Source organism: Pseudomonas sp. GW821-FHT07E12 (assembly GCF_058986605.1).
Genome location: NZ_JBYSVX010000035.1, coordinates 1 through 14,296 on the forward strand (window position 1 = coordinate 1; position 14,296 = coordinate 14,296).

Sequence of the window (14,296 nt, forward strand, 5' to 3'; positions counted from 1 at the left end):
ACAAGCAACGTCCATGGATCCCCGCTTCCGCGGGGATGACGGTAAGAGAGATGGCTAGGAAGTCGCTGGGTCCCCGCCTTCGCGGGGACGACGATAGAGAGATGGCGTGCAAAGCGCCCCGCCCCGCCCAGCAGAGAGCAGCAACAACTAACTACGCTGCCGGGACTCAATCAAATCCAGGTTATGCACCAACCGCCGCGACAGCTCATCCGAAATCTCCCGCTGCCGCGCCAACTTGAACAACTCATTGCGCTCAGCCTTCAACCCGGCACCACGCAACTCCCGCACCGCCTGCTCATACGCCCGCGCCTCCACCGGATCGCGATCCGCCGCATCCTCCACCGCGCCCAGCTTGCGCTGGTAAAGCGCGCTGACCAAGGTCGCCGCCGCGTTGTAGCGCTCCGCCGTCGCCTCGTCGCCCGCGTACTTCTGGCGCACCCTTTCGACCGCCTCCAGCGCCGCACGGGCCGAGGCCGTGCGCGCCAGATCCTCCTCCCGTTCGTGGTGGGGTTCTTCCGGCACCTCCAGCCCCTTGAGCAGGCGCGGCAGCGCGATGCTCGCGACCACCAGCGACACCAGGATCACCGAGGTGGCCAGGAAGATCGTCAGCTGGCGGGCGGGAAACTGCGAGCCGTCCGGCATCAGCAGCGGCAGCGTCAGCACGCCGGCCAGGGTGATCGCGCCGCGCACGCCGGCCAGCGAGGCCGCCACCATCACCCGCCACGGCGGGCTTGCGCCCTGTTCGCCACGGCGCTGGGCCTTGAACAGGTTCCAGCGCAGCGACAGCCACACCCAGACGAAGCGCAGCGCCGCCAGCATGGTGCTGATCGCCAGCACGTACACCGCCAGCCACCACGGATTGAGGTGACCGGCCTCGCGCACGCTGTGCACCGCGCCGTCGAGGATGCCCGGCAACTGCTCGCCGAGCAGCACGAAGATGATGCCGTTGAAGGTGAACTGCACCGTGTCCCAGACCGCGGTGCGCTTCACCCGCATGGTGCCGGGCGCGTTGCCGCTCAGCTCGACATAGCTCATCGTGACGCCGGCCGCGACCGCGGCGAGGATGCCCGAGGCATGTACCGATTCGGCCAGCAGGTAGGCGGCGAACGGGGTGATCAGGTTGACCAGGATCGCCGAGCCCGGCTCCTCGCCGAAGTGCCGCCAGATCCAGCTCTGCACCCGGCTCAGGCCGAAGGTGACCGCCACGCCGGCGCCGAGACCGGCCAGCGCGACCCAGACGAAGGTCAGCGAGGCAGTCGCCAGCGAGAACGTGCCGGTCAGCACCGCCGCCACCGCGAACTGGAAGCACACCAGGCCAGAGGCGTCGTTGAGCAGCGACTCGCCTTCCAGGATGTGCATCAGGCGCTTGGGGATCGGCACGCGCGAGGTGATCGAGGACACCGCCACCGGATCGGTCGGCGAGATGATCGCGGCCAGCGCGAATGCCACCGCCAGCGGCATCGCCGGAATCATCCAGTGGATCAGCAGGCCGGCGCCGATCACGGTGAAGATCACCAGCCCGAACGCCAGCTCCAGGATCGCGGCCTTGTCGCGGAACAGGCCTTGTTTAGGGATGCGCCAGCCATCCAGGAACAGCAATGGCGGCAGGAACAGCAGGAAGAACAGCTCCGGCTCCAGTTCATGGCCCCTGTCGAGCACGCCGGAAATCACCGCGCCCAGCGCGATCTGCACCAGCGGCAACGGCAGTGAGAAAGGCAGGATGCGGATCAGATAGCCGCTGGCGGCCACCGCAATCAGCATCGCCAGGACGACGTCGATCGAATGCATGTTGGAGCGCGCTATGCCCTTGGAGTGGTGGCCGTCAGCGGTGCGGAACCGGCGGCGTGGGGAAAGACGGCGCACGCGGCGACGTCGCCCGATGAACATAGCGGCTCGTGGGAGCGATGGGAACCATCGCGTGCGGCGGCTGTGAGCATCGCCGCATCACCCATTCATGCAATCGCACCGGACCTGCTCCGGCCGCCCGGCGCGGGTCATCGTGCCGGGCGGGGTCGGTCAGCGCATCGGTCCACTCACGCGGCGCGTTCCTGCGCCGGCGCGCCGTCGAACCGGTAGATGTCCATCGCCAGCGAGCCCATGTCGATGCCGGCGTCGATCCGCTGTGCGCCGAGCGTCGTGCCGCCGGCCGCGCCCATCGCGAAGTACAGCGGCAGCAGATGCTCGTCGGTGGGATGCGCGCGCTCGGCGTACGGCGCCTGGCGACGGTAGTCGAGCAGCGCCTGCAGGTCATCGGTACGCAGTCGCTGCTCGATCCAGTCGATGAAAGGACGCACGTACGGCGCTTCCTTGCCCTCGGCGTAATTGCGTATCTCGTGCAGGTTGTGGGTGATCGAGCCGGAGCCGATCAGCAGCACACCCTGCTCGCGCAACGGCGCCAGCGCGCGGCCCAGCGCCAGCTGATGGGCCGGCCCGAGTTCGGGCTGGATCGACAGCGGCACCACCGGGATGTCCGCCTGCGGGTACAGCAGCCGCAGTGGCACCCAGGCGCCGTGGTCGAGGCCACGCTGCGCGTCCAGATGCGGATGCAGGCCGGCCTGTTCCAGCAAACGGTAAACCTGCTGGGCCAGCACCGGATCACCCGCGGCCGGGTACTCGATGTCGTACAGCGGCGGCGGGAAGCCACCGAAATCGTGGATGGTCGGCAGCCGCGCGGCACTGCCGACCAGCGGCCGACGCCCGAGCCAGTGCGCCGAGGCCATCACGATCGCACGCGGACGCGGCAGCGACGCGGCCAGTTCGGCCAGACGCACGCCCACCAGACCGGGCTGCAACGCGGTCATCGGCGAGCCATGCGAGATGTACAGGGACGGCAGGGTGTTCATCGAAATCTCCGGGAGACGTGGGCTCAACGCGACTTGATCGTCAGCGCGCCGTCGCCGATCAGGAACTGCACCACCAGCGCGATCGCCCACACCGCCGGGTATTCCCAGCCGCCGCCGGCATTGGCGAAGCTGAAACCGTTGGCGCCATGCACGGTGACGATCGTGCCCAGCAGCAGCGGCACGCCGATCAGGCCGAACCAGCGCGCGTAGATGCCCAGGATCAGGGTGATGCCGAGCAGCAGTTCCAGCGCCATCGAGACATAACCCAGCGCGCCGGGCAGGCCCAGCGACTGGAAGTAGGCGAAGGTGCCGGCCGGCGTGAACACCAGCAGCTTGGTCAGGCCGTGCACCAGGAACAGCGCACCCAGGGTGACACGCAGCAGGGTGGCGCCGCAGGCAGGCAGGGAAGAGCGGATTGCGGTGTTCATGAGCGCCTCCTCGAAGAGTGACTGGAAGATGGAGCAAGCCTATTCCCTCACCTTTTCTGGTAAAACATCGTGAACATCCATTGTTTATTTCAGAAAGAGAAATAGATGGACACCCTCGACGCAATGCGCGTATTCGCGGCGGTGGCCGAGCGCAGCGGCTTCAGCGCCGCCGCCGAGGCGCTGAAGCTCTCCACCGCCAGCGTCACCCGGCAGGTGGCCGCGCTGGAGCAGCGCCTGGGCACCCGGCTGCTCAACCGCACCACCCGCCGGGTCAGCCTGACCAGCGCCGGTACCGCCTATTACCAGCGCGCCACGCTGTTGCTTGCCGAGTTCGATGATCTGGAAGCGGCGATCGGCGCGCAGGCGCTGCAACCGTCCGGCCTGCTGCGGATCAACGCACCGGTGAGCTTCGGCATCGCCCGGATGGGGCCGCTGCTGGCCGGCTTCCGCGAACGCCATCCGCAGGTGACCCTTGATCTGGCCCTGTCGGACCGGCTGGTGGACATGGTCGAGGAAGGCTTCGACGTGGTGATCCGCATCACCCACAAGCTCTCGCCGACCCTGATCGCGCGGCGACTGGGCACGGTGCGCGTACTGGTCTGCGCCTCACCCGATTACCTCGCACGCGCGGGCACGCCGCGCCTGCCTGCCGATCTGGCCGGCCACGAATACCTCAGCTACAGCTACTGGTCCGGCGGCGACGAGTTGCCGCTGCGCCGTGCCGATGGCACCGAGGAAACCGTCCGCATCCGTGGCGGGCTGCGCGCCAACAACGGCGACGTACTCCGCGAAGCGGCGGTGGCCGGCATGGGGATCGTCGCGCAACCGGATTTCCTGATCGACGAGGCCCTCGCCACAGGCCGGCTGGTGCGCGTGCTGCCGGACTACGAAGTGCCACCGGCAACGATCTTCGCCGTCTACACCAGCCGCAGCCACCTCGCACCGAAGGTGCGCAGCTTCATCGACTATCTGGTGGAAGTGCTCGACTGCCCGGATTCTCTGTAGGAGCGGCTTCAGCCGCGATGGGCTTCACCGATTGAATCCCGCGCATCGATGCTCGGACTCTTGCTGAGGGATATGCATGTATGCATGAAAGCCTCATCGCGGCTGAAGCCGCTCCTACGACGGCGCCCCCGTCCTTTGAGCCGAGCTTGCTCGGCTCTACGAGTGCGCGCCCGGCGGCTGGTTACCCCAGCGCTCGCGCAGGTAATCGATGAACACCCGCAGCTTCGGCGCCATGTGCTCGCGCGCCGGGTAGTAGACGTACCAGCCGGCGAACGGTGCCTGCCAGGCGTCGAGGGCGCGTTGCAGACGGCCGGCGGCGACGTCGTCGGCCACCTGCCACTCGAACACCTGGCTCAAACCCGCGCCGCCGCGCAGCGCCGCCAGCCCGACCGAGCTGTCGTTGACCACCAGCCGGCCCTCCACCTGGACCTCGAAATCGCGACCGTCGCGGGTGAACTCCCAGGGCTGGATCCGGTCATCGGCGCGACGCCAGCGGATGCAGTCGTGGCCGACCAGATCGGCCGGGCTGTCCGGCACGCCGTGGCGCGTGAAGTACTCCGGCGTGGCGACGATCAGCTGTCGCTGCATCGGCCCGATCGGCACCGCCACCATGTCGCGGGCCAGCGATTCGCCAAGGCGGATGCCGGCATCGAAACCACCGGCGACGATGTCGGCCAGGGTGCGATCGGCGTACAGCTCGACGATCACCTCCGGATAGCGCGCCAGGAACCCCGGCAGGTGCGGGCAGACCAGTTGCTTGGCGGCCACCGACGGCAGGTTGATGCGCAGCGTGCCGGTCGGGCGATCGCGCAGGAAATCCAGGTCGGCGAAGGCGGCATCGATCTGCTGCAGCCCCGGCGACACCCGCTGCAGGAAGCGCTCGCCGTGCTCGGTCAGCCCGACCCGGCGGGTGGTGCGGTTGAGCAGGCGCACGCCGAGCCCGGTTTCCAGCGCGCGTACGGTCTGCGACAGCGCCGAGGTCGACACATCCAGCTCGGCCGCGGCGCGGGTGAAGCTGCCGTGGTGGGCGACCCGGGCGAAGGCCACGACTGCGGACAGGGGATGGGTCGCCATTGTTTAGTAAAACTTCAAGGAAGATTCGGATTCTCCGGATTTATCCCCCTCGTTGCCAGGCCTAGAGTGGCTTCGTCTTCCACCGGAACCGCCACCATGCAACTCGACCATTACCGCCTGCTCGGCCGCTCCGGCCTGCGGGTCAGCCCGCTTTCGCTCGGCGCGATGACCTTCGGCCAGGACTGGGGCTGGGGCGCCGACGAGGCCGCCGCGCGCCGCTTGTTCGACCTCTACGTCGATGCCGGCGGCAACTTCATCGACACCGCCAACATCTACACCAACGGCAGTTCCGAGACCCTGCTCGGGCGTTTCGTCGCCGATCGCCGCGACCGGCTGGTGATCGCCAGCAAGTACACGCTCAACCCGTTCCCCGGTGATCCCAACGGCGGCGGCAACCACCGCAAGAACATGATCCGGTCGGTCGAAGCCAGCCTGAAGCGGCTCGGCACCGATTACCTGGACCTGCTGTACCTGCACATCTGGGACGGCACCACGCCGGTCGAGGAAGTCATGCGTGGTTTCGACGATCTGGTGCGCGCCGGCAAGATCGTCTACGCCGGCATCTCCGACACGCCGGCCTGGCAGGTCGCGCGGATGCAGACACTGGCTGAGCTGCGCGGCTGGTCACCCCTGATCGCATTGCAGATCGAATACTCGCTGGCGCAACGCACCGTCGAGCGCGAACTGCTGCCGATGGCAAACGAGCTGGGGCTGTCGGTGCTGGCGTGGTCGCCGCTGGCGATGGGCATCCTGACCGGCAAGTACAGCCGCGCCGATCTTGAACGCGCCCGTGCACAAGGCAGCGGCAATTCGCCCAGCGCCGGCGATGGCGGCCGCAGCGCAGTGGCCTATTCGCACGAGATGCTCGACGAACGCACGCTCGATATCGGCGAGCTGGTCAAGGCGATCGCTGCCGAGGCCGGGCACTCGCCGGCGCAGATCGCACTGGCCTGGCTGCTGCAACGCCCCGGCGCACCGATCCCGATCATCGGCGCGCGTACCCCTGAGCAGTTGCAGGACAACCTCGGCGCGCTGGCGGTGACGCTGGATCCGGCGCAGGTGCAGCGGCTGGATGCGATCAGTGCGGTAGCGCTGGGCTTTCCGCACGATTTCATCCGCAGCGCGATTCCGCAGCAGTTGGTGTTCGGCGGTACGCAGGTGCAACCGCGCTGAGTCCGGGCTTACCCTTGCATCCGCTCCTACACAGATACTGATTCCCCCCGCACAGGAGATTTCCATGAAAACCCGCACCCTCGGCCGCAACGGCCCGGTCGTTTCCGCTCTCGGCCTCGGCTGCATGGGCATGAGCGCGTTCTACGGTGACCGCAGCGACGAGGCCGGCTCGATCGCGGTCATCCATCACGCGCTCGAACGCGGCATCAGCCTGCTCGACACCGCCGACATGTACGGCCCGCATACCAACGAGGTATTGGTCGGCAAGGCGATCGCCGACCGTCGTCATCAGGTATTCCTGGCCACCAAGTTCGGCATCAAGCTCGATCCCGGCAATGCGCAGGCGCGCGGCGTAGATGGTCGTCCCGAGTATGTGCAGGCCGCCTGCGAGGGCAGCCTGAAGCGGCTCGGCGTGGACCACATCGACCTGTACTACCAGCACCGCGTCGATCCGAACGTGCCGATCGAGGACACCGTCGGCGCGATGGCGCGACTGGTCGAGCAAGGCAAGGTGCGTTTCCTCGGCCTGTCCGAAGCCGCGCCGGATACCATCCGTCGCGCCCATGCGGTGCATCCGATCACTGCGTTGCAGAGCGAGTATTCGCTGTGGACGCGCGATCCGGAGGAGAACGAAGTACTCGCCACCGTGCGCGAGCTGGGTATCGGTTTCGTGCCGTACTCGCCGCTCGGTCGTGGCTTCCTCAGCGGCGCGTTCAAGAGCGCGGATGATTTCGACGCCGACGACTACCGCCGCAACTCACCGCGCTTCCAGGGCGAGAACTTCGCGCGCAACCTGGAACTGGTCGAGCGGGTCGAAGCGATCGCCGCCGACAAGGGCATCACTGCCAGCCAGCTCGCGTTGGCCTGGGTGCTGGCGCAGGGTGACGACCTGGTGCCGATCCCCGGTACCAAGCGCGTCAAGTACCTCGACGAGAACCTGGCGGCGTTGGATGTGATGTTGCTGCCGGAAGAACTGGACCGCATCGGCACGATCTTCCCGCCGGGCGTGGCGGCAGGTGCGCGCTATCCGGCCGCGAGCATTGGTTCGCTGCATCGTTGAGTGGGTTGGGTTGTGCTGGCGACCGCGCTGGCGCAACTTCGAAGGATGCATGAAAAGGGGCAACGTCATTCCCGCGAGGCGCTTTTCAGCAGCCGAATGGCTGATCAAGCGGGAATGACGAGCAAGCTCGGCGCTACGAACCACCACGCAACATCTCGATGATTCCATCCAGCGTTGCCGGCCGCCCAAGCAGGTACCCCTGCACCTGGTCGCAGCCATTCTCGCTCAACCAGCCCAATTGCTCGGGACGCTCCACGCCCTCGGCGATGACCTTCAACCCGAGGCTGTGGCCCAGCGTGATCAGCGTGCGGCAGATCGCCGCGCTGCGCGTGTTGCGATCCACGTCGGTGATGAAACTGCGATCGATCTTCAGCGAATCCAGCGGCATGTGCTGCAGGTAGGACATGCTGGAAAACCCGGTACCGAAGTCGTCCAGCGACACATACACGCCCTGCGCATGCAGCCGGTGCATCGTCTGCAACGCCTGCTCGGGATCACGCACCAGGCTGGTCTCGGTCAACTCGACATGCAGCGCGCCGGGACCAAGCTCGAACTCGCGACAGGCCGCGGCGACATCGCCGGCAACATCGCTGTTGAGCAGTTGCAGCGCCGAGATGTTGATCGCGATCGGCAGGTCGGCCCATCCCGCATCGGCCAGCCGGCGCCGGTCGCTCGCGCCCTGGCGGATCGCCCAGCGTCCGAGCGGCAGGATCAGCCCGGTGTCCTCGCATAGCTGGATGAACTCGTCCGGCGGCACCTGACCGCGCTCCGGGCTGAGCCAGCGCACCAGCGCTTCCAGCGTGACCGGCAGGCCACTGCGGGCATCCATGATCGGCTGGTAATGCAGCTCGAACTCACCGTGGTCGATCGCCTCATGCAGCTGCCCGATCAGGTGCAGGCGCTCGCTCAGATGCGTGGCGATGCTCTTGTCGAAATGCATCACGGTCACGTCAGCCTCGCGTGCGGCATGTGCGGCCTGTGCCGCCTGCGCGATCACCTCGTCCGCGCGCGCGCCGTCGCGCGGGAACTCGGCCACGCCGATGCGCACATCCAACGGATGCAACGAGTCACGCCCACGTACCGGCTCGGACAGCATCGCCACCAGCGCATCGATCGCCGGCAGCGGGTCGTGGCCTTCATCGATCGCCAGCACGAAATCCTCCGACGGCTGGAACGCCAGCCAGCCGTATTCGTCGGCCAGCGCCTGCAGCCGCTCGCACAGCCGATGCAGCACCTCCGCGCCCACGCGCCGGCCCAGCGTGTCGCCGATCAGTTGCAGGCCGCGCAACTGCACATGCGCGATGGTGTAGCGCGGCATGCCGGCATCACGCAGCTGCTCGGTCAGCGCGCGCACATTGAGCAGGCCGGTGGTGGCATCGTGGCTGGCACGGTGCGCCAGTTCGCGCTGGTAGGCCATGTACTCGCTGACGTTCTCGGCCAGCACCAGCCGCGCCTGCACGCCGGCGATTTCCAGCATCGTGGTGTGCACGCGCACATCCATCTGCGTGCCGTCCTTGTGCCGGTGCACCACGGTCAGCAGCGAGCCGCGCCCGGGCGGATCGGGTTGGCGCAGCCGCTGCACGACCTGCGCGGCCTGTTCGGGCAAGCCGATGTCGACGACCTGCATCGACATGAATTCCTCGCGGCTGTAGCCGTACTGCCGGATCGTCGCGGGATTCACTTCCAGAAAGCGCAACGTTTCCAGATCGAACAACCAGCACGGCAGCGGATTGATCTCGAAGATCAGCCGGAACTGACGTTGCGCATCCATCGCCAACGTCTGGATCTCCACCCGCTCGCTGACATCGACGACGGTGCCGGTCATCCGCCGCTCGCCGGCGTCTTCCACGATCGCGCCGTGCACGGCGATCCAGCGCTCACCATGCCCGGGCAACAGCAATCGATAGGTGAGCTCGAATGCCTGCTGGCCGGACCAGGCCTGCTTGAGCATGCGTACCACCCGATGCCGGTCGTCCGGGTGGACCTGCTCGATGAAGTCGGTCACGGCCATCTCCGACCGTGCCAGCTCGAACATCTCCACCGTCTGCGGCGACAGCTGCAACCAGCGCCCGTCGCGGCCGACCCACCAGGTGCCGATACCGCCGGCCTGCTGCGCGCGCCGCAGATCCTCGTCACCGCTGCGCAGATCCGACTGCAGCTGCGCCTGGCGGCGCTCGGCGCGGCGCAGGCTGCGCAACAGATGGACCAGACTCAGGCAGTAGACGCCGAACAACGCGATCGCCGGCACCAGCAGCATCCACCAGGGCCGGAGCAGTGAGTTGCCCTCGATCGCAACGAACACCAGCACGAGCAGCAGCGCGACCAGCACGCCGAACCACAGCACACTGCGCCATCGCGCCTGCCGGAACGGGAAGGGACGCATCAAGACACTCCACACCGCCGCGGTGCACCCTGGTGATCACGCAGCGGCAGCGACTTCTTCGCCTGCAGCGATGGCAAGGCGTTCATCGGCCAGCCGTGATCGTGATGGCGGACGGCATACCGCGGCAGCACCGCTCCGGCCCCGCCAGGCCATGCTCCTGGCCCGTTGACCAACCGCGCAACAGCGTGCGCGCACGACACGCCACAAGCGGCTTCGCACTCATGAAAAAGTGCATAACACGCTCTAGACTGGATGTTTTCCCGTTGCCGAGTTGCATCCATGCTCCAGCTGCATCGCCCCGCACTGATGGTCGCCATTACCGCCATCCTCGCCTTGCCGCTGACCGCCTGTGGCCGCCACGATGTACCGGCCGCCCCCCTGAATGCGGCCTCCGCCCTACCCAACGACAAACCGGCACTGGGGGACTTTGGCTTCGACACCACCGGCATGGATCGCAGCGTCGCTCCGGGCGACGACTTCTTCAGCTATGCCAACGGCAACTGGGTGAAGACTACAGAGATTCCGGCCGACCGTGCCAGTTACAACAGTTTCACCCGCATCCAGGTCGATACCGAAAAGCACGTGCGCGACATCGTCGAAGGCGCCGCCGCCAACGAGCGCGCCAGCGACGATGAGAAGAAGATCGGCGACTACTACGCCGCGTTCATGGACGAAGCCGGCATCGAGGCCAAGGGCCTGACGCCGGTGCAGCCGCAGCTGGAGGCGATCGCGCAGATCGACGACCGCCAGGCGCTGGCCACCACCCTCGGCGCGCAGCTGCGCGCCGATGTCGATCTGCTCAACGCCACCGACTACTACACCGATCGCCTGTTTGGCCTGTGGGTGTCCCAGGACATCCACCAGCCCGAGCGCTACGCGCCGTACCTGGTGCAGGGCGGCCTGGGCCTGCCGGACCGCAGCTTCTACCTCGAAGGCGGCCGCATGGCCGAACTGCGCAAGGCCTACCAGGCCCATATCGCCAAGCTGCTGACGCTGGCCGGCATTGCCGATGCCAATGCCAGGGCCGAGCGGATCGTGAAGCTGGAGACCGCGATCGCCCGTGCCCACGCCACCCAGGAACAGACCAACAACGTGCAGGCCGGCGCCAACGCTTGGAAACAGGCGGATTTTGCGGCCAAGGCACCGGGCCTGGACTGGAACGCGTTCTTGAAGGCGGCCGGCCTGGACACGCAGCAGGACTTCATCGTCTGGCAGCCGAAAGCGATATCCGGCATCTCCGCCCTGGTCGCCTCGCAACCGCTCGACACCTGGAAGGACTATCTCGCCTTCCACGCCCTCGACCGTGCCGCGCCCTATCTGTCCAAGGCCTTCGCCGACGAACGCTTCGCCTTCTACGGCACTCTGCTCGATGGCACCCCGCAGCAACGCGAACGCTGGAAGCGCGGCATCGACGCCACCAACACCGCGCTCGGCGAGGCGGTCGGCAAGCGCTATGTCGATCGCTACGTCAGCCATGAGACCAAGGAGCGTGCCGAGGCGATGGTGGACAACATCGTCGCCGCGTTCGGCAAGCGCATCGACGCGCTGGAATGGATGAGCCCGGAAACCAAACAGCACGCCAAGGCCAAGATCGCCGGATTGACCGTCGCGGTCGGCTGGCCGGAGCGCTGGCGCGACTATTCCGGGCTGGAAATCCGCCGCGATGACGCGCTTGGCAATGCCGAGCGCGCCGAGACGTTCGAGTACCGGCGCAACCTCGCCAAGCTGGGCAAGCCGGTCGATCACCGCGAGTGGTACATGCTGCCGCAGGAGGTCAACGCACTGAACGTACCGCTGGAAAACCGGCTGATCTTCCCGGCCGCGATCCTGCAACCGCCGTTCTTCGATCCGGGCGCGGACGACGCGGTGAACTACGGCGCGATCGGCGCGGTGATCGGCCACGAGATCAGCCACAGCTTCGACAACACCGGCGCGCTGTTCGATGAGCGCGGCGCACTGCACAACTGGTGGACGCCGCAGGACATGAAGCGCTTCGAGGCGGCAGGTGCGGCGCTGGCGGCGCAGTTCGACGGCTACAAGCCGTTCGACGACCTGTCGGTCAACGGCAAGCTGACCCTGGGCGAGAACATCGCCGACGTCGCCGGCCTGGCCACTGCCTACGACGCCTACCAGCTGTCATTGCAAGGCAAGCAGCCGCAGACCATCGACGGTTTCAGCCCGGACCAGCGCTTCTTCCTCGGCTTCGCCCAGGCTTGGCGCGGCAAGTACCGCGACGCCGCGCTGCGCAACGCGATCCTGACCGACGTACACGCCCCGGGCCGTTTCCGCGCGCAGACCGTGCGCAACCTGGATGCGTGGTATCCGGCCTTCGACGTCAAGCAGGACCAGACGCTGTATCTGGCGCCGGAGCAGCGCGTAAAGATCTGGTAGCCCCAGGCAGGCTGGACCTGCTTACTGTGGGAGGGGCTTCAGCCCCGACAGGCTTTACCGGTAAAGCCTGTCGGGGCTGAAGCCCCTCCTACAACCACACACTCACGGCCAGCGCGCCAGCGCCTCCTGCGTCATTCCCACCCGCCGATAGGCCCGCACCGCCAATCCATCATTCAACGCCGCGCGAAACAGCGGCGCCGAGGCGCGCATCAATCGCGCCGAAGTGCGATCGCGCGCGCGCTGCAACGGACTGCGCCCAAGCATGTCCAGCGCCCAGTCCGGCAGCAGCGCCGCACCGGCTCCGAGGAATACATCGCGCGACAGCCCTGCCGCCGGCACCGGCAGGCGGATCGCGGCGAGAATCTCCAGCACCTCGCGTGACCGCGCATCCACCTTCAGCTGCGGCCGCATCGCCGCGAAGTAAGCGTCGACCTCGCGTTCCGACGCCGGCACCCCGCGCGCGCCCAGCGCTTCGGCGACGCGTCGGTATTCGTCGTAATAGCGATCGGCGATCGCCACAGGCACGTCGCGGCAATAGCGCCGGCAGCCCTGCAGGAAACCGTAGGCCTCGGTGACGTGCACCCAGGTCAGCAATTGCGGATCATCGGCGGCGTAACCGCGTCCGTCCGGCAGCGTGCCGCTGACCCGGGCGTGGATCGAACGCACCCGCGCCACCAGCCGCTCCACCTCCGCGCTCGGCGCATAGGTAGTACCGGCGACGAAATTGGTGGTGCGGCGCAGGCGCCCGACCAGATCGTCGCGGAAGTTGGAGTGATCGTAGACGCCGGCCAGCGCCAGCGGATGCAGGGTCTGCAACATCAGTCCGCACAGCCCGCCGGCCAGCATCCCCGGGAACTCCGAATGCACCCGCCAGGTGACGCTGTCCGGCCCGAACCAGCCCGGGTCGCCGACCGGCACGTCGTATTCGATACCGCTCTGCCCGCGCGGAAATGCGCCGAGCACCCAGCGGCGGATCTGGGCGGTGGCGGGGGCAGTGAGCGTGCGGAAAACGGCAGACATACGCCTATCGTAACGGCCCGCCCGGCGCCGGCGCCGCCCGTCCGGCCACGCGAAATCACGATGCGGTGCAGCAAGCCGGCAGCCGCCCTCGGCGAGCGCCTTGCGGTTTTCCCCGGGGAAAATTGCGGTTTGCCCAACGTCGATCGCCGGCCAACGGCCTGCTCACGCGCCCTTGATTGCGAACTGGCGCGGAAGTGCTAGAAAGGTCCTGCGACCGTTTGTCGCATGCCACATGCTCGTACCCGCCGGAAGGAGCTCGTCATGATTACCTTGTTCAGGGGTTTGGGTCTGCTTTTGCAGGACAACGCGCTGCATCACCAGCCATTCGAGGAACAGGCTGCGCACTGGCGCGACAAGACCGATGCGCAGCTTGATGCAGAGGTCGAGCTGCTGACCGTCGCCAAGCAGCAATGGGTGGTCAGTTCGATCATCGGCTGGCAGGCGATCTCGCTGGTCCTGCTGGGGGTGATCACCCACCTGCTGTGGCAGCACGACTTCCACATCACCTTCAGCCGCGTGGTGATCGTGTTCACCTCGTGGGTCTCGATCCTGTTCGTGATGTGGTACATCGCCGATCTGTTCGACCACAGCGCCGGCTTCGAGCGCTGGCTGCGCGCCTTCAACAGCCGCGCGCGACTGACCCCGGATGCCGACTCGGTCGAATGCGTCAACGAAGCGCTGGAAATGGCGCGACGCTATCCCGAAGTGCTGCGCTACAAGCAGCAGGTGATGGCCAAGCGCGACCTGCGCCACGAGGACATCGTCAACATGCGCGAGATGGGACGCATGCGGCAGTACACCGAAATCGTGCGCGAGCTGGACCACTACGACGGTGGCCCCAGACTGGTAGCCCGCTCCGCGTAACTGCCCCGTAGAGCCGAGCTTGCTCGGCTGGGGCTCTGCCAGGAAATCCGGGGAA

At 67.1% G+C, this 14,296-nt stretch carries 11 protein-coding genes; 5 read left to right on the forward strand and 6 right to left on the reverse strand.

Annotation, left to right across the window (positions count from 1 at the left end):
- Positions 1–147 precede the first annotated feature (147 nt).
- The 3 genes from AC3WJE_RS16780 to AC3WJE_RS16790 form a co-directional block, all read right to left on the reverse strand.
- Positions 148–1,887 (reverse strand): Na+/H+ antiporter, encoded by a 1,740-nt coding sequence (locus AC3WJE_RS16780; protein WP_493731960.1) that lies wholly within the window; start codon positions 1,885–1,887, stop codon positions 148–150.
- Between the two features lie 146 nt (positions 1,888–2,033).
- Positions 2,034–2,843 carry a DODA-type extradiol aromatic ring-opening family dioxygenase gene (locus tag AC3WJE_RS16785; protein ID WP_493731961.1) on the reverse strand — a complete coding sequence of 270 codons (810 nt, stop codon included), beginning with the start codon at positions 2,841–2,843 and terminating at the stop codon, positions 2,034–2,036.
- Between the two features lie 23 nt (positions 2,844–2,866).
- Positions 2,867–3,271, reverse strand: a complete 405-nt coding sequence (locus AC3WJE_RS16790) for a DoxX family protein (RefSeq protein WP_493731962.1) — start codon at positions 3,269–3,271, stop codon at positions 2,867–2,869.
- A 105-nt stretch (positions 3,272–3,376) separates the two neighbouring features.
- On the opposite strand from AC3WJE_RS16790, the gene AC3WJE_RS16795 reads away from it, so the two are divergent.
- Positions 3,377–4,276, forward strand: a complete 900-nt coding sequence (locus AC3WJE_RS16795; protein WP_493731963.1) for a LysR family transcriptional regulator — start codon at positions 3,377–3,379, stop codon at positions 4,274–4,276.
- A gap of 156 nt (positions 4,277–4,432) precedes the next feature.
- Here the strand turns inward: AC3WJE_RS16795 and AC3WJE_RS16800 are convergent, their stop codons facing one another.
- A complete protein-coding gene (locus AC3WJE_RS16800) occupies positions 4,433–5,350 on the reverse strand; it encodes a LysR family transcriptional regulator (protein WP_493731964.1) in 918 nt (305 codons plus the stop codon).
- Between the two features lie 96 nt (positions 5,351–5,446).
- Here AC3WJE_RS16800 and AC3WJE_RS16805 point away from each other — a divergent pair, with 96 nt between their 5' ends.
- Together AC3WJE_RS16805 and AC3WJE_RS16810 are read left to right on the forward strand one after the other, a co-directional pair.
- The gene (locus tag AC3WJE_RS16805) at positions 5,447–6,523 is read left to right on the forward strand and encodes an aldo/keto reductase (protein ID WP_493731965.1); all 1,077 of its coding nucleotides are present in this window, start codon (positions 5,447–5,449) and stop codon (positions 6,521–6,523) included.
- Between the two features lie 64 nt (positions 6,524–6,587).
- On the forward strand, positions 6,588–7,583 hold the full coding sequence (locus AC3WJE_RS16810) for an aldo/keto reductase (protein ID WP_493731966.1): 996 nt from the start codon (positions 6,588–6,590) through the stop codon (positions 7,581–7,583).
- A 133-nt stretch (positions 7,584–7,716) separates the two neighbouring features.
- Here AC3WJE_RS16810 and AC3WJE_RS16815 read toward each other — a convergent pair whose 3' ends face one another.
- A complete protein-coding gene (locus AC3WJE_RS16815) occupies positions 7,717–9,966 on the reverse strand; it encodes a putative bifunctional diguanylate cyclase/phosphodiesterase (protein WP_493731967.1) in 2,250 nt (749 codons plus the stop codon).
- Positions 9,967–10,245: 279 nt separating this feature from the next.
- On the opposite strand from AC3WJE_RS16815, the gene AC3WJE_RS16820 reads away from it, so the two are divergent.
- Positions 10,246–12,357 (forward strand): M13 family metallopeptidase, encoded by a 2,112-nt coding sequence (locus tag AC3WJE_RS16820; protein ID WP_493731968.1) that lies wholly within the window; start codon positions 10,246–10,248, stop codon positions 12,355–12,357.
- A gap of 102 nt (positions 12,358–12,459) precedes the next feature.
- On the opposite strand, the gene AC3WJE_RS16825 is transcribed toward AC3WJE_RS16820, so the two are convergent.
- Positions 12,460–13,377, reverse strand: coding sequence for an oxygenase MpaB family protein (locus tag AC3WJE_RS16825; protein WP_493731969.1), 918 nt, complete (start codon positions 13,375–13,377; stop codon positions 12,460–12,462).
- A gap of 261 nt (positions 13,378–13,638) precedes the next feature.
- Here AC3WJE_RS16825 and AC3WJE_RS16830 point away from each other — a divergent pair, with 261 nt between their 5' ends.
- Positions 13,639–14,241 carry a hypothetical protein gene (locus AC3WJE_RS16830; RefSeq protein WP_493731970.1) on the forward strand — a complete coding sequence of 201 codons (603 nt, stop codon included), beginning with the start codon at positions 13,639–13,641 and terminating at the stop codon, positions 14,239–14,241.
- Positions 14,242–14,296 lie beyond the last annotated feature (55 nt).